This is a genomic window from bacterium, assembly GCA_004299235.1.
Taxonomy (GTDB): Bacteria; Chloroflexota; Dormibacteria; order Dormibacterales; family Dormibacteraceae; genus SCQL01.
The window spans coordinates 114,406-129,829 of record SCQL01000028.1; the positions used below are offsets into that span (position 1 = coordinate 114,406).

The 15,424-nt window shown below is 69.1% G+C and carries 14 protein-coding genes; 3 read left to right on the plus strand and 11 right to left on the minus strand.

What is annotated here, in order from left to right:
* Positions 1–19: 19 nt before the first annotated feature.
* Positions 20–976 carry an NAD-dependent epimerase/dehydratase family protein gene (locus EPN29_08945; protein TAN32292.1) on the plus strand — a complete coding sequence of 319 codons (957 nt, stop codon included), beginning with the start codon at positions 20–22 and terminating at the stop codon, positions 974–976.
* Positions 977–986: 10 nt separating this feature from the next.
* A complete protein-coding gene (locus EPN29_08950) occupies positions 987–1,355 on the plus strand; it encodes a hypothetical protein (protein TAN32293.1) in 369 nt (122 codons plus the stop codon).
* Positions 1,356–1,359: 4 nt separating this feature from the next.
* Here the strand turns inward: EPN29_08950 and EPN29_08955 are convergent, their stop codons facing one another.
* Complete coding sequence (locus tag EPN29_08955) at positions 1,360–2,820, minus strand: hypothetical protein (GenBank protein TAN32294.1); 1,461 nt, start codon at positions 2,818–2,820, stop codon at positions 1,360–1,362.
* On the opposite strand from EPN29_08955, the gene EPN29_08960 reads away from it, so the two are divergent.
* Complete coding sequence (locus EPN29_08960) at positions 2,687–3,727, plus strand: NAD-dependent epimerase/dehydratase family protein (protein TAN32295.1); 1,041 nt, start codon at positions 2,687–2,689, stop codon at positions 3,725–3,727. The two genes, EPN29_08955 and EPN29_08960, sit on opposite strands and share 134 nt — an antisense overlap.
* Here EPN29_08960 and EPN29_08965 read toward each other — a convergent pair.
* The 10 genes from EPN29_08965 to hrcA form a co-directional block, all read right to left on the minus strand.
* The gene (locus tag EPN29_08965) at positions 3,724–4,581 is read right to left on the minus strand and encodes a class I SAM-dependent methyltransferase (GenBank protein ID TAN32296.1); all 858 of its coding nucleotides are present in this window, start codon (positions 4,579–4,581) and stop codon (positions 3,724–3,726) included. The two genes, EPN29_08960 and EPN29_08965, sit on opposite strands and share 4 nt — an antisense overlap.
* Entirely contained in the window at positions 4,551–4,835 is a 285-nt protein-coding gene (locus tag EPN29_08970; GenBank protein TAN32297.1) for a hypothetical protein, read from the minus strand. The genes EPN29_08965 and EPN29_08970 overlap by 31 nt, the downstream gene beginning before the upstream one ends.
* Entirely contained in the window at positions 4,832–5,131 is a 300-nt protein-coding gene (locus EPN29_08975) for a hypothetical protein (protein TAN32298.1), read from the minus strand. The genes EPN29_08970 and EPN29_08975 overlap by 4 nt, the downstream gene beginning before the upstream one ends.
* Positions 5,128–7,356, minus strand: coding sequence for a glycosyltransferase (locus EPN29_08980; protein TAN32299.1), 2,229 nt, complete (start codon positions 7,354–7,356; stop codon positions 5,128–5,130). The genes EPN29_08975 and EPN29_08980 overlap by 4 nt, the downstream gene beginning before the upstream one ends.
* 378 nt (positions 7,357–7,734) lie before the next feature.
* Positions 7,735–8,577, minus strand: a complete 843-nt coding sequence (gene rfbD / locus EPN29_08985; GenBank protein ID TAN32300.1) for a dTDP-4-dehydrorhamnose reductase — start codon at positions 8,575–8,577, stop codon at positions 7,735–7,737.
* A 45-nt stretch (positions 8,578–8,622) separates the two neighbouring features.
* Positions 8,623–12,060, minus strand: coding sequence for a PAS domain S-box protein (locus EPN29_08990; GenBank protein ID TAN32301.1), 3,438 nt, complete (start codon positions 12,058–12,060; stop codon positions 8,623–8,625).
* 174 nt (positions 12,061–12,234) lie between these two features.
* A complete protein-coding gene (locus tag EPN29_08995) occupies positions 12,235–12,537 on the minus strand; it encodes a hypothetical protein (protein TAN32302.1) in 303 nt (100 codons plus the stop codon).
* Positions 12,538–12,667: 130 nt separating this feature from the next.
* Positions 12,668–13,783 carry a molecular chaperone DnaJ gene (gene dnaJ / locus EPN29_09000; GenBank protein ID TAN32303.1) on the minus strand — a complete coding sequence of 372 codons (1,116 nt, stop codon included), beginning with the start codon at positions 13,781–13,783 and terminating at the stop codon, positions 12,668–12,670.
* Between the two features lie 3 nt (positions 13,784–13,786).
* A complete protein-coding gene (gene grpE, locus EPN29_09005; protein ID TAN32304.1) occupies positions 13,787–14,356 on the minus strand; it encodes a nucleotide exchange factor GrpE in 570 nt (189 codons plus the stop codon).
* Between the two features lie 41 nt (positions 14,357–14,397).
* Positions 14,398–15,414 (minus strand): heat-inducible transcription repressor HrcA, encoded by a 1,017-nt coding sequence (hrcA, locus tag EPN29_09010; GenBank protein TAN32305.1) that lies wholly within the window; start codon positions 15,412–15,414, stop codon positions 14,398–14,400.
* Positions 15,415–15,424: the final 10 nt, after the last annotated feature.

Sequence of the window (15,424 nt, forward strand, 5' to 3'; positions counted from 1 at the left end):
CCCGTTACAGTCAGTTGCGGTGCGGATTCTCGTAACGGGCGGAGCCGGATTCATCGGTTCCCACGTGGTCGATGCATACATCGCGGCAGGTCACAGCGTCGCCGTCCTCGACAACTTCAGCACCGGCCGTGAGGGCAATGTGAACCCGGCGGCGCAGGTGCATCGAGTCGACCTCCGCGACCAGGCGGAAGTCGAAAAGGCGATCGCGACGTTCAGACCGGAGATCGTCAACCATCACGCCGCCCAGTCCGAGGTGCCGAAATCCGTCGCCGATCCCGCCTACGACGCGCAGGTGAACATCGTCGGCGGCCTCAACCTGCTCAAAGCCTGCGCCGATCACGGGGTTCGGAAGGTGATCTTCAGCTCCACCGGCGGGGCGCTGTACGGCGAGCCCGACGTGGTGCCGGCTGACGAGGATCATCCGGTGCGCCCCCTGTCGCCCTACGGCACCGGCAAGTACGCCTTCGAGCAGTATCTCGGCACGTTCGAGCGCACTTTCGGCCTCACATACACCGTTCTGCGCTACGCCAACATCTATGGCGCGCGCCAGGACTTTTACGCCGAGGAGGGACGCGTGGTCGCGATCTTCGCCAGCCGCATGCTCGCCGGGCGGCCGGCCACCGTCGACGGCGACGGCGAGCAGGCACGCGACATGCTCCACGTCGGCGATGTCGCCACCGCCAACCTCGCCGCGCTTGAGAAGGGCGCCGGCGGCACGTTTCACATCAGCACCGGCATCCCGGTCACCATCAACGACCTCTACCGGAAGCTGGCCCTGCTGACCGGCTACAAGGTCCCGCCCAACCACGGCCCGGCCCGCAAAGGCGACGTGTACCGGATCGCCCTGGACAACACCCGGGCGCGGAACGGCCTCGGCTGGGAGCCCCGCGTGAATCTCGAAGAAGGCCTGAGCCTGACCGTCGATTACTTCCGCGAGCAGGTCGCGGCCGCTCGAAGCGATTCGGGCGCCTGCTGAAGTCCTCGACATGACTGGTGGGTTGGCTTTTCTGCATGGCTACGGCGCGCGGGCGCTGGTCATCTTCGCCGTGGTGCTCGCCATCTGGGGGACCTACCGTTACTTTCGCAACCTGGAGCTCTCCGCGGGCTTTCGCTCGAGTTATCTGGTCATGGCCGGCCTGACCGCGCTGCAGGGTCTGCTCGGCCTTGGCGCTTTCGCGCTCGGCGGACGGCCGACCGAGCTGCTCCACATCGTCTATGGAATCTTTGCCGTCATCTTCCTCCCCGGCGCCTACCTCTACGCCCAGGGCGGGACGCGACGCCGTGAAGCCGCGATCCTCGCGGGAGCGGCCTGGATCGTGAGCATCGCTTACTTCCGGGGCCTCGCCACCGGCTGAGCCGCTAGGACCGGAACAGCACGCCGACCCCGTAGGTGACGGCGGCCACGATCGATCCGACCGCCAGCATCTCCAGCCCTGAGCGCACTCCGCCCTTGCCGGTGAAGAAGGAGCGAGCGGAGCCGATCAGGAAAAGGAACGCGGCGCACACGGCAAACGCGATCCCCAGCGCGCCCAGCCCGGAGGCGGCGGCACCCAGCAACAGCCTGCCGGCCAGGTAGCCGATGACGGGGATCGCTCCACCGACCAGGGTCGAGACGCCGGCGACGAGGCCTTCGCGCACAGGGTTTTCGAACTGGGCGACGTCGAGGCCGAGCTCCTCACGGGCCTGGGTCTCGAGCCAGACCCTCTTGTCCGCCGTGATCCGGCCGACGATCGTCGCGGCCTCGTCCGGAGTCAACCCCTTGGACCGGTAGATGTCGATCAACTCCGCTCGCTCGAGGTCGGGCATCGCCTCGATCTCGGCGGCCTCCCTGGCGAGCTGGCCCTCGAAGACCTCGCGCTGCGACTTGCTCGCGAGATAGGCGCCGCCCGCCATCGACACCCCCGAGGCCACCATTGCCGACAGCCCTCCGATCAGCACCACCCGCGGATCCACACTCGCGCCGCCGACGCCGGCGAGCACGCCAAGCGTGGCGGTCAACCCGTCGTTGACGCCATAGATCACGTTGCGAATGCTTTCGACGCCGCCGCTGTGCCATTCCTCCACCTCGACCTCGGGTGGTCGATCCCTCGCGGCGACGGCATCGGCCGGCGGCGGCCCAGAAGCACCGCTGTCGGCGACGTCGTCCGGCGACTGATGATCGAGCTCTTCGGGCAGGACCTGGCGCAGCAACCCCTGGGCTCTCTCGTCCGACACGGTCGAGACCTGGCTCAGGTAGGCGCGCAGAACCTGGCCCTCGGCGGCGCCCGCGAGGGCGAGCGCCGGGCCGATGCCGGCAACGCGCGCCAGCGCCGCGAGCAACTGAGCGGTCACGCGCGGCCGCCGGTCCGGCAGGCGGGCACCTCCCGCTGACAGCAGGTCCGCCCAGGCATCGGCGTGTCGCTTCTCAGTTGCCGCAAGCGCCGCCAGGCGCCGCCGGAGCCGGACGTCCGAGGTGACTTGAGCCAGCGCCGCGTAGACGCCGGCCATGCGCGTCTCGCTTTCCCAGTTGGCGCGTACCGAACGCGCGTCGGGGGCGGACATGGTCGGGTCGGGTGTGGTCACGCGTCTATCGTAGGGTCGGGTGACGGCCGCGACGCCGCCGCGGATGTGACTTCGCCGCCGCACGACCGGCGCCTCCACGCCGGCCGGCCGCCCACGATCGATTGTCTTAACGTAGGGAAGCCCCATGGATCCCACCGCCCGGATCAATGAGCCAGGTTCGGCGCCGCGAGAGGAGTCGCGCGCGACGCGCCGTGCAGAACGACGGGTCCTGATCACCGGCGGCGCCGGCTTCCTCGGCGTCAACGCCGCGCTCCACATGATCCGCGAGGGCTGGCACACAACTCTTCTCGACAATCTCAGCCGCCCCGGGACCGAGCGCAACCTCAAGTGGCTGATCACCCGCCACCCCACCCAGACGACTTTCATCAAGGAGGATGTGAGGAACGCCGGCGCCCTGGCGGTGCACGTCAAGAACCAGGACGCCATCCTCCACCTCGCCGGCCAGGTGGCGGTCACGACCTCGATGGTCGACCCCAGCACCGATTTCGACGTGAACGCCAGAGGCACTGTCAATCTGCTCGAGGCGGTTCGCATCCACAACCCCGAGGCGCCGTTCCTGTTTGCATCGACGAACAAGGTCTACGGAAAGCTCGACCACAACAACGCCGCCTGTAAAGAGACGCAGCCTATCGACTTCCACAGCCCGTACGGCTGCAGCAAGGGCGCGGCGGACCAGTACGTCAGGGATTACGCCCGCTGCTTCCACATGAACACCGTGGTCCTGCGGCAGAGCTGCATCTACGGCGCGCACCAGTACGGAACCGAGGACCAGGGCTGGGTCGCGCACTTCGTCCATTCGATCCTCAACCACCGGCCGCTCACCATCTACGGCGACGGCAAGCAGGTGCGCGACGTGCTCGACGCGCGCGACCTCAGCGCCCTCTACTCCACGGTCATCGCCAAGATCGACAGGACGCGGGGCGAGATCTACAACGTCGGCGGCGGCCCCGCGAACCAGAGGAATCTGCTCGAGGTCATCGCCCACATCGGCGAGCTGACCAACACCCAGCCGGCGTACACGTTCTCGGATTGGCGCGAAGGCGACCAGGCGTTCTACGTCAGCGACATCACCAAGGCGAAGCAGGAGCTCGGCTGGGAGCCGCAAATCCCATTCGACGTCGGTGTCAAGGACCTGGTCGCGTGGGCGGCTTCGGTCAGCGGCTAGCTTGGGCTGGCGCGCTCGTGCGCTCGCTCGCACGTGAAGTGTCCGCAACCCCCCGGCAGTGCGCGCAGCAGTCGGGCCTCGGCCCAGGCGAGGCAAGCCACGACCCTGGCCGCCGTCCGCATCAGGCCGCCCATCACCCCGCCGCGGGACGCCGACATGTCCTCGACCGACCCGCCGACCGGCCCGCGCCAATCCAGCCACGAGAAATACAGGAGGTCCAGCAGCTGCAGGAGCAGGTGGTAACTCCATCGGGTGCGCACCGCCGGCAGCCCGCACACGGTCGCCAGCGATCGGAAGCGGTCCGCCGAGAAGATCTGGACATGCCCGCCGTGCCGCGCTTTTGCCGTCCACCGTGTGCCGCATCCGACCATTCGGTACAGCGTTCGCGGCTGGCCTTCGAGGGGCAGCACGATGTGAAACCCGCCGCCCGGCCGCAGGACGCGTGCGACTTCGCGAAGCACCGGCTCCGGGGCCTCCACGTGCTCCAGGACGTCGAAGATCCACACGAAGTCGAACTCGCCGTCGTCAAACGGCAGCCGCTCCGCGGTCGCCAGGCGGAAGTCGACTCCGTCCGGTGACTCGCTCGCGACCGACAGGGCCGAGCGGCTCAGGTCGCAGCCCAACACCCGGAGATCCGGGCGTTCGCGCTTCACCGCCTTGGCGACGGAACCGGCGCCACAGCCCACATCGAGGACGCTGCCGTGCACCCCGCGCAGGTCGGCCAGCAGGTACCGCAGCTTGAGCCCGTTCAGGTACCACGGCTTCGGCCGCAAAGGAGCCGCGCCCCAGCGCTTGGCCTCGTAGTCGAAGGCCGGTGTCGGCGCTATGGGATTGCCGATCGCGCCGCCTCGCATGCGGCCGCGGGCACGCTCGGCGCCGCCACCCCTTCGACCGTCCAGCCCGCCTCGGCCATGGTCCCGACAGGCGTGAACCAGCCCGGATTGAGCTGCCGGGCGAGGGCGAGGTTCGGGTCCTTCTTCGGTATCGCGATCAGGCGAGTGTCAGTCTCGTTCAGCCAGCACTGCACCAGCGTGGTCACGGTGTCCTGATGATCCTCGTACCGGTATCCGGGGGGCAGGTGGGCGAACGGATCGTACATCTCGCTCACCAGGCGCCTTGGACTCCGCCAACGCGCGCCCGCCCGTACGTGATGTCAGGGCGGTCCGCCGGCAGCGCCAGGGCGTGCCCAGGGTAAGGACCCTGGCCGTACCACCCGCCGAGCTGGATGCTCTCCGCCTTGAGCGCATACCACTCGACCTCCGAAGGCCTGAAGACCTCGGCGATCAGGAGCCACGCGAGCTGGAGCGCGGATTCGGACTCGACCTCTTCCGCGGCTGGGGTCGGGTCGGGCGCCCTGTCCTCCTCCTCCTCCTCGTCGGCGAGGATCCTGGGCCACAGCTTCATGCCGTGGCTGCTTGCGCCGCGACCTGTTCGTGTGACCGCGCCACCTCGAGGACGGAGCGCTCGAGCGTGTCCAGGTGCCGTTCCCAATCGAAGCGTCGCGCCCAGGCGAACGCGCGCTCACCCATGGCCTGGTTCTCGGCGGGCCGGTCGAGAAGGTCTGCGATCCCGGAGGCGTAGTCGCTCACCTCGAGCGGTTCGGCGAGGTGCCCGGTCCCGGTCCCCACCGTCACCGTGGGCCCGGCCTGGTTCCACGCGACCACGGGCACGCCCTTGGCCATCGACTCGATCACGCCCATGCCGAAGTCCTCCTCGGGCGCGGGATAGACGTAGACCGCGGCGCCTTCATACAGCTGCTGCAGCTCGTCCTCGGCGATGGCGCCGAGAAACGTCACCGCGTCCGACATCCCCAGCTCCGCAACCAGGGCTTGCAGCGAAGCCGTGTGCAGCGTGGCCGGTCCGGGAATCACGAGCTGCACGCGAGGATGGCGCCTCCGCACCTCGGCCATCGCGCGGATCGCGAGGTCGAAGCGCTTCTGGGGGTAGTGCCGGTTGGTCAAGAGCACGTACGGCCGGCGGATCGGATAGCCGTTGATGGTCAGGCCGCCCGAGAAGCGCGCCTCGACCGGCAGCGGAAAGCCGGATGCGGCCACGTGGCAGCCCGCCGGGCAGTCGATCGCGTCGCGGCGATACGTGCGCCGGATGATGTCGCCGATGTAGTCGCCGTTGACCAGCAGCTGGTCCGCCTCCTGCACCGACCGGCGGTCCGCCCACGCGACAAAGCGGGCCGCGCGCAGCACGATCGCGGCGAGCAATCGGTAGTCCGCATTCGCCACCCACCCCGTCTCGCGGTCGATGCTCCGCGGGTAGACGAGGCGGTTGGGCTGGTTGAGGTAGACGATGTAGGGCACGTCCATCAGCCGCGCCGCCCACCAGGCGATCCACGCGCTCGGCTGGTTGCAGCCGACGATCGCGTCCACGCCCCGGAAGCGCCACGCGTAGAGCGGCATGAGAAGCGAGGTCGCGGCCATCTGCACCGCCTCGCGGAACGGGAACCAGCGCGGCAGCTGGGGCAGGAAGGTGCGCACTCGAACTTCGCCGATCAGCTCGGGATAGCAGCGCGAAGCGTCGACCGTGGGCGCGTAGCACTCGACCGCGAAACCGCGCCGCCGCAGCCCCATCACCTCCTCGATGACGATCCGCTCGCCGCCGCCCGAGTAGGTGAACCCGCAGTGGAAGACCGCGATCTTTCGCGGGCCGCCCGCTCGAGCCCGGCGCCGCCCGCCGACCAAAAAGAAGCTCAGCAGCCCCAGCGCCAGCGCGTTGCCGGCGGTGATGGCGTGGTACAGGACGATGGCCCCTGCCGCGACCGCCGGGGCCAGCCCGAGGCCGCCACCCAGGACCAGCGAACCGGCGACTTCGAGGTTGCCGAGGTAGCCCGGACCCGCGGGGACGGCGAAGCTCAGCAGCAGCGCGGGGTATGCGGCCATCGCCCGTGGCGCCGGCACCTGGACGCCGACGGCGGTGAACAGCAGGGTGAAGTTGAAGGCGTCGATCACGATCGCCAGGGCGGTGAGCGCCGCCAGGCGACCCGCGAGCGCGGGCGTCCACAGGCCGCGAGCGCCGGCGCGAAACGCAAACGCCTGCCCCGCAATCGCCGAGGCGAATCGAGCCGGAAGGAGAGCCCGCGCCAGGCGAGAGCGCGCGAGGCGAGGGCCCAGCAAAGCCGTGCCGAGCACCGCCGCCAGCAGCGCGATCGCCAGCGCCGCGGCACCGAGGAGCCCGCGCGGGGCACTGATCACCCCGGTCGCGGCCACGACCTCGAGCCCCGCCAACACGGTCGCCACGGCCGCGAGGTCGCAGGCCTTGTCGATGACGATCGTGGCCAGGGCCGAACCCGCCGGCACGCGATGCCGCCGCCACAGCCACCACGCTCGCGCCGCGTCACCGGAGCGGATGGGCAGGACGTAGTTAAGCAGGCCGCCCGCGGCATTCATCGCGAACGCCCTGACCATCCCGACCGGGGCGAGCGGCCGCAGCAGGAAGAGCCAGCGCCGGGCCCTGATCACGCTGGTCAGCAGGAACAGCACGAGCATCAGGATCACCGCCGCCCAGCTCTGCACCCGCGCGTGGCTGACCACCTCGGGCAGCGACACCGTGCGAAGCCACAGCCACAGCAGGGCCAGGCCGAAGGCCGTCTGCAGCCCAAGTCGGAGCCATCGGTTCACGCGACCACCTCAATCTCTTCAGACGCGGGCGCGACCAGTATCCAGCGCTGGACGAAAAGCCAGAAGGCGAAGAGAAAGCCGGCCACCAGGACCGTGCCGCCGTGGTCGTGGAAGAGGACGGCGGGCGTGGCGTGGGACGGCGCCTTGTGATTCCCAGAGTGACGCAGTCGATTTATCTTCGAAAACGTGCACCGATCGACGATGTTGCTCGCGGATTCCCCGCCTACACTCTGGCTCCAATCCGCCCACGTCGGCGGACGGGACCGACAGGAAGGAGGGAGTACGGGGACGCCCTGATTTTCATCGAACCTCACCCCCCGCAGCCAAGCTCGGAGCCGGTGTCGAGAAATCGCCCGGCCCGAGCCTTTTTTGGGGGTTTCAGCCGCCGTGAGCGGCCCTGCGCTCAGCCCACTGGTGCAGGCCTTCGAGCCACGGCCGCAGGGGCGAAACGCGCGTCGAACTCAGGCATCCGTTGAGCGGCCGGGCCGCTGGGGACTTGATGTCGGCGCTGGACACCGACTCGACGTCACCGCGCACCCCGCACTCCGCGAGCGCCGCGCGCGCCAGCTCATCCCAGCCACAGCAGCCGCCGGCGACGAGGTGGACCACACCCTCGAGCCCGTCCTGGGCCAGATGAATGGCGACTGGCGCGAGATCGCGAGTGTAGGTGGGGTTCACCCGTTGGTCGGCGACGACGCGAAGCGGACCTCCCGCCCGCGCCCGCATGACGATTCGTCCCGGGAAGCTGCCGCCCTGGCTCGACGCGCCGCGGTCACCGAACAGCGCCGCGGTCCGGACCACCAGAGCACGAGGCATCGCCTCCAGCACCCGGCGCTCGCCCTCTCGTTTCGACTGCGCATAAACCCCCAGCGGTAGCGCCAGGTCCGATTCCACGTAGGGACGGTCGAGCCTGCCGTCGAAGACGAAATTGGTGGAGAAGTGGACCAGCCGCGCCCCGATGCGCTCGCAGGCCACCGCCGCGTTGAACGCGCCTTCCGAATTGACCTGGAAGGCGAGGTGTCGCTCGTTCTCGGCCCGGTCGACGGCGTTGTAGGCGGCGCAGTTGAACACGATGTCCGGGCGCCGGTCCCGCATCAGCGCCAGCAATGCGGCCGGGTCGGCGACCGAGACCTCCTGATGAGAAACACCGGCGCCTTCCGGCAGCAGTGTCGCCAGGTCCGATCCGAGCTGCCCGCCAGCCCCCAACACCAGTGCTTTCACCTGAGGACCGTACCAAGTCGAGCCGCGCCCAAGCTTGCGGTTCGATCAGTCGCGCTGCTTGGCGAGCTCCGAATGTGACTGGAGGAGTGCCGTGATCTCCCGCTCCGCGGCCGGACGTCCGACCAGGAAACCCTGCGCCGCGTCGCATCCCGCCTCGAGCAGCACCGCTTCCGCCATCCGGTCCTGGAGCCCCTCGGCGACGACGCGCAGACCGAGGTTGTGACCCAGCCCGACCGCGGAGCGCACGATGGCTCCGGAGTCGGGGTCCGACGCGAGCGCCGACACGAACGAGCGGTCGATCTTGATCTCGTTCACCGGCAGCCGCATCAGGTAGAGGAGCGACGAGTAGCCGGTGCCGAAGTCATCGAGCGCGAGCCGCACGCCCATCTCGTTGAGCCGGCGCAGAGCCTTGGCCGCCGCCGCCGCCATGGCGACCCCCTCGGTGATCTCGAGCGTGAGCCGGCGCGGGTCCAGCTTGTAGTTGCCGAGCGCCTGGGCGACCATGTCCTCGAGCGAGTGATCCTCGATGTTGCGTGGCGAAACGTTCAGCGAAACCGAGACGTCCAGTCCGTCCTGCAGCCACCTGCTCAGCTGCGAGATGGCGGAATCCAGCACCCAGGCGGTGAGCGGATGGATGATGCCCGTCTCCTCGGCCATGGGGATGAAGCGATCCGGCGGCATCAGGCCCTCGCGAGGGTGGTTCCAGCGCACGAGCGCTTCGACGACATGAATCGCTCCGGTCGCCAGGGTCACCTGCGGCTGGTAGTGCAGCACCAGCTCGCCCTGAGGGATCGATCGGCGCAGCTCGCCCGCCAGCCCGGACCGGCGCAGCGTCTGCGCCTCCTGCTCGGGAGCGTAGACCGCGTGCCCGCCACCCGACCGCTTCGCGACGTACATCGCCACGTCGGCCCGCCGCATGAGCGTGCTCGGATCGTCGCCGTGAACGGGGTACATCGCGATGCCGATGGACGCCCCGGTCTCGACCATCTGGTCGGCGATGGCGAAAGGCCCCTCGAGCGACGCCAGGATCTTGCGCGCGGTGGCGACCACGTCGTCGGGATGCTTGGCATCGGTCGTGAGCACCGCGAACTCGTCGCCGCCGAGCCGGGCGATGGTGTCGGTCGCCCGGAGGACGCCGCGGAACCGCGCGGTGACCTCCTGCAGGAGACTGTCGCCACGATCGTGGCCGAGCGCGTCGTTGATGTCCTTGAAACGATCGAGGTCGAGCAGGAGAACGCCGAACATCTTCTGGTTGCGCCTCGCGGCGAGCAGGGCCTGGCGCAGACGGTCGCCGAACAGGCTTCGGTTGGGCAGGCCGGTCAGCGCGTCGTGCAGCGCCTGGTACTCGAGCGCGTCGGTGTGGGCTTTGCGCTCCGAGATGTCACGCAGCGTGGCGATGAACAGGTGGCGTGAGCCGACCTGCATCGAGCTGACCACGAACTCGAGAGGGAACAGGCTCCCGTTCTTCCGCTTGCCCATGGTCTCGTGCGCGCCGCTGACCGGGATGTCGAGCTTGAGGCGGCGTTCCAGGTAGTTGATGAAGGCGCTGCGATGAGTGGTGGCGATGAGGACGTCGGCCTGCTGTCCGACCAGCTCCTTCTCGGTGTGGCCGAACAGCTTGACGACCGCCGGATTGACGGATTCGATCACGCCGGCCTGGTCGATGGTGACCAGACCGTCGGAAACGTTGTCCAGCACCGACCGTATCCGCTTCTCGCTCTCCTGCAGCGCCACCTCGGCTCGCTTGCGCTCCACGAACTCGCCGACCTGCGAGCCGACGTCGTTCATCACCGCCGCCAGCCCCTCGTCCAGCTCGCGGGGCGCCCACGTGTGGAGCGAGATCATGCCGACCACCCTCCGGCCGCTGCGGACCGGGAAGCCGACGATGCCTCGCAGCCCGGCCGCGACCGCGGCCACGGAACGGGGGGAATCGTCCGCGGCGACGTCCGCCACGGCCATCGGAGCCCCCGTCTCCCACACCTTGCCGGCCAGCCCTTCGCCCCGCCGATACAGCGCCTCATGGGCGGTGGCCTCGTAGCTCGACGTGTCGCGGCCAGGTCGCTTCCAGGACGCGCCGAAGTGCATGGCCTCGCGCGCGGCATCCACCTCCCAGTACTCCGCCAGCTCCCAGTCGAGCGCCCGGCACAGCCCTTCCAGCACGCCCGGCGCCGCTACTTCCCAGCCAGGCGAGGTGACCAACGCCTGGGTGACGGCAAAACGTGCCGCCTGCAGCACCTCGCTGCGCTTGCGGTCGCGCAGGTCGACCGCCACGGTCTGGAAGTAGTGCGGCGTGTTGTTCAGGTCGCGAACCAGGCGCGCGGTCACGTCCACCCAGACCGGCAGGCCGTCCTTGCGGGTGTAGCGCTGTTCGATGCGCGTCCCCTGCTCCTCGCCGGCGAGCATCCGCCGCATCGCATCCTGCATGGCGGCGACGTCTTCGGGATGGGTGATATCGAGGATGGAAAGGTGGCAGAGCTCGGCGTCTCCGTAGCCGACCAGCTCACAGAAGGCGAGATTGACGGTCGTGATGCGGCCGTCCAGGGCGGAGAACGCCATGCCCGCTTGCGCCCGCTCGAAAAGCGTTCGGAACCGCCTTTCGCTCTCACGCTCCGCCTGCTCCGCGCGCCGGCGCTCGCTGACATCGCTCACCAGCGTGAGCAGGCGGTTGGAGGATTCGGTGGCCAGGCGGTGCACCGCCACGTCGACCTGGGCCCGGCGCCCGTCCTTGGCGATGAGCTCCGACTGGTAGCGGACGGGCGCGTCACGACCGGCCATCCGGGCGCTCAGGTGCGCGGTCAGGCTGGCGCGGAGCTCGGGAGGCGCCATCTCGACCAGGGTCGGCATCGCGGAGAGCTCCTCCTTCGAATACCCGGTGAGCTTGACATACGCCTCGTTGCCGGCGACGAATCTGCCCTCTTCCGTAACGACCAGCCCCGCACCCAGGTCGCTGATGGCGTCGAGGAGGGAGCTCTGGCGTTCGACGTGCACGCTGAGATCGCGCCCCACGGCTCGGCTGGTGAGGAAGGCGAGCAGCCCGAGTCCCACCAGGATGAGGGTCCAGATCACGATCGCGGCCGGCGAGACCGCAAGCGCGGTGACGGCGTACAACCACAGGGCTCCGAGGCCCACGATCGCAATGACGAAGACGTAGCCGAAATGGCGGGCGTGGAACCCGAGGTCGAAGTGGAGCAGGATGGTCGCGAAGCTGGCGGCGGCCAGAGGCGGGAGGTCGTTGCCCAGCCACCGGCCCGCCACCCCCAGCACGAGCACGGTGAGGGCCGCCGCACAGGCCATCACCGCCAGCTGGACCGGGACGTTGGTGGCCAGCCTCGAAGCCCGGATCCCAACCGCGACGATGCCGAAGACGACTCCGGCACCGATCAGGATGAACTCCTCCCGAAGCACGGCGGGGGGCAGGCCGGCCGCCCAGAGGCGGTATCCGACCGCAGCGATGATCGCCGCCGCGGCGATCCCGTTGATCACGGGGAGTCTCCAGGCCCGCGGAGGGAGCGGAATGCCCTGGGCTGGCCAGCCGTCCCCGGCCGCGCCGAACAGCGGGTCCAGCGTCCCGGACGGTCTCTGCTGGTTAGCCAACCCGATCACGATAACGGTCGGGGCCGGGGTTCGGGGCGCTCCGCCCGGGCTACGGGAGCCGGGTTACTGGCTCGACTTGGCCTGGGGGCGCTGGGGGACCGAGCGTTTGAGAGGCGGCCGGCGGCCGGCGTGAAGCGGGTTCGGCTTCTTGTCCCCGCCGTCCTTGCCCTCCGCGCCCCGGCCGCGCCCGGTGGTGGCCGCGTGGAGCGTGCGGAGCTTGGCCAGGCGCTCTTTCTTGGCCGCCAGCGCCATCTTCAAGGCGTCCGACAGCTGCGTGTCGTTCATGGGGACCACCCGGAGCCGGGCCTCCAGCTCCAGGACCTCCACCTCAGCCCGCGTCAACTCGAGATCGATCGTTTTTGCCACGTCTTCCTTCTTATATAACGGTTCCAGACCACTGCCAAACCTAATAACTACCCCTATCCGCCCGAAGTTATGCCAACAGAGCTGCGTTTGGCCTGGCGAGTCAAGCGCCGGCGCCCGCTCGGGGCGCTTCTCAATCCAGAGAGACGGCGTCGCGGAGCTTTTCGAAGAAGCCCTTGGACACTTTTTCCGGCTTGCCGGTCAGCCCGCCGACCTTGCGCAGCAGGGCCTTCTGCTCGGCGCTCAGGTCCTTCGGGATGACGACCTGGACGACCACGTACTGGTCGCCGCGCCGCCCCCCGCGCACGTCGGGCATGCCTCTGCCGGCAAGCCGGAACGACTGGCCGTGCTGGGTGCCCGGCGGGATGGCGATCTGGACCCCGCCCTCCAGGGTTGGGATCTCGATCCGGTCGCCAAGAGCGGCCTGCACCATGTTCATCCGCAACTCGTAAATCAGGTCATGCTCGTGCCTCGCCAGGTGAGGGTGGGCCTTGACGCGCAGGACCACGTACAGGTCGCCGGGCGGGCCGCCGCGCAGCCCGGCCTCGCCCTCGCCGCTGAGCCGGATCTGCGACCCGGTGTCGACGCCCGCGGGAATCTTCACCGCGAGCCGGCGCGCCTTCTGGATGCGCCCCTGGCCGTGGCACTGCAGGCATGGGCTCTTGAGCAGCCGGCCCGCGCCGCCGCAGGTCGGGCAGGGGGCGGCGGTGACCACCGATCCGAAGATGGATTGAGCGGTGCGCCGGATCTGGCCCGAGCCCCGGCACCCTGGGCAGGTCTCCACTCCGGTGCCCGGCTCGGCGCCGCCGCCCGAGCATCGCTCGCAGGTGACGGGGCGGACGACGTCGATCTGCTTTTCGACCCCGGTGAAGGCCTCCTCGAAAGTGATGGTCAGGTCGTAGCGGAGGTCGTCCCCGCGGTTGGACCGCTGGCGGCGGGACCGGCCGCCGCCGCCGAAGAACGTGTCGAAGATGTCCGCGAACGGCATGTCGGAGAAGTCGACCGCCGGTCCGCCGCCTGGTTCCACCGCGGCGTGACCGAACATGTCGTAGGTCCGGCGGCGTCCCGGATCAGACAGTACGGAGTACGCCTCGCTCGCCTCCTTGAAACGGGAGGCCGCCGCCGGGTCGTCGGGGTTGCGGTCGGGATGCGAGTCCATGGCGATCTTGCGAAAAGCGCGCTTCAGGTCCTCGGGCGAAGCCTGGCGGCCGATGCCCAGGACCTCGTAATAGTCGCGCTTGACCGCCACCGGCTAGTGGAGGTCTGAGGCGGGAAGGGCCGGCGGGCGAGCCACTTTCACAAGCGCCGGCCGGACCACGCGGTCGCGGATGCGGTAGCCGCGGCGAAGCTCTGAAACCACCGTGTCCTCGGGGTGTTCCTCCGACTCCTCGTGCCCAATCGCCTCGTGGAACTTCGGGTCGAACGTCGCGCCGACGGCCTTGATCGGCTCCAGGCCGTGCGCCGCGAGCGCCTCCTCGAGCTTGCGCACGCTGAGCTCGAGGCCCTTGAGCCAGGCCTCGTCGACGCCTTCGGGCTGGTGGTCGAGCACGTTGTGCAGGTCGTCCAGTCCCGGCAGGAGCCGGCTGATCAGGTCGGCCGATGCGTGCTGGATCGTCTCGAGCTGCTCCTGGCGGGAGCGCCTCTTGTAGTTGTCGAAGTCCGCGGCCAATCGCAGGTGCCGATCTTTGGCCTCGGCGCCGGCCGCCTCCAGCTCGGCGATCTTGGCCTCCATCGCAGACAGGGCATGGGATTCGCCCGGTTCGGCGGTGGCCTTGCGCGGTTGGGTGTCGTGCGGGTCGTGGGGATGCTTTGGCGTGGTCATTGGAATCTAAATACCGCGAGCCACCGCCGGCTCAAACCCGATCAAGTTCCGACCTCGGCCATCCGGTCGCTCGCGGTGCGCGCCACCGCCTGCAGCCGAGCCACTGTCTGGCTGTAAGCCATGCGAGTCGGACCGATCACGCCCAGCACGCCCTTGAGCCGGTTGGACGGGCCGTAGGTCGTCAGCACCAGGGCGCAGCCCTGCAGCTGGCTGGAGGCATTCTCAGAGCCGATGACGATCTGCAGGTCGGATTGCCCGATGAGCTGGCGGAGGAGCACGGTCAGATAGCGCGTCTCCTCCAGCACCTCGAGCACCTGCTGCAGCCGCGAGGACTCCGCGAACTCCGGCTGGCGCAGCAGGTTGCGGACACCGTCGTGGACGACAAGGCTCTCCGAGCCCTTCTCATCTTGGTCGAGCACGGCGACGATGCATCCCAGCAGCTCCTTCTCGAGACCGAGCACGGCTCCGTCGTAGCCGCTCCGGACCTCGTCGCCGCCCCGGCCGCCGAGCGTGCTGTTGAGACGGGCCGCCACCTTGGTCAGCTCGGCCTGCGTCGCCGCCCGCGTGACGTTGAACACCTGCTGGCGGAGCAGGTTGCCCTCCAGCAGGAGGATCAGGAGCACCTCCGTCGGCTCGAGCGACACGAGGTCGAGGTGCTTGATGCGCGCCTGCGATCCCTGCGGCGCGCTGGCCACGGACGCATTCTGCGTCACCGCGGCCACGGTCATCGCCACCTTCTCGACCATCCCCTGGACATCGGCCGGCGCGTGGCGCAGCTCTTCATCGATGAAGGAGCAGACATCGCCCGGGACCTGCTCGAGGTCCATCAGGAAGTCGACGAAGTAGCGGTAGCCGGAATCGGTCGGTACGCGGCCCGCGGAGGTGTGGGGCTGGGTCAGGTAGCCGAGGTCCGCCAGCTCGGCCAGCTCGCTGCGGATCGTGGCCGGCGACAGGTTGACGAAATACCGGCTCTGGAGCGCCTGCGAGCCGACGGGCACGGCGCTCGTCGTGAACTCGTGCACCACCGCTCGGAGAATGGCTCGCTTCCTATTTTCCATGGCTTTTCAG

Excerpts from the sequence above, each read along its gene's own strand:
- EPN29_08950 (TAN32293.1), top strand. The coding sequence starts at position 987 with ATGACTGGTGGGTTGGCTTTTCTGCATGGCTACGGCGCGCGGGCGCTG.
- EPN29_08960 (TAN32295.1), top strand. The coding sequence starts at position 2,687 with ATGGATCCCACCGCCCGGATCAATGAGCCAGGTTCGGCGCCGCGAGAG.
- EPN29_08955 (TAN32294.1), bottom strand. The coding sequence starts at position 2,820 with ATGTGGAGCGCGGCGTTGACGCCGAGGAAGCCGGCGCCGCCGGTGATC.
- EPN29_08965 (TAN32296.1), bottom strand. The coding sequence starts at position 4,581 with ATGCGAGGCGGCGCGATCGGCAATCCCATAGCGCCGACACCGGCCTTC.
- EPN29_08975 (TAN32298.1), bottom strand. The coding sequence starts at position 5,131 with ATGAAGCTGTGGCCCAGGATCCTCGCCGACGAGGAGGAGGAGGAGGAC.
- grpE (TAN32304.1), bottom strand. The coding sequence starts at position 14,356 with ATGACCACGCCAAAGCATCCCCACGACCCGCACGACACCCAACCGCGC.
- hrcA (TAN32305.1), bottom strand. The coding sequence starts at position 15,414 with ATGGAAAATAGGAAGCGAGCCATTCTCCGAGCGGTGGTGCACGAGTTC.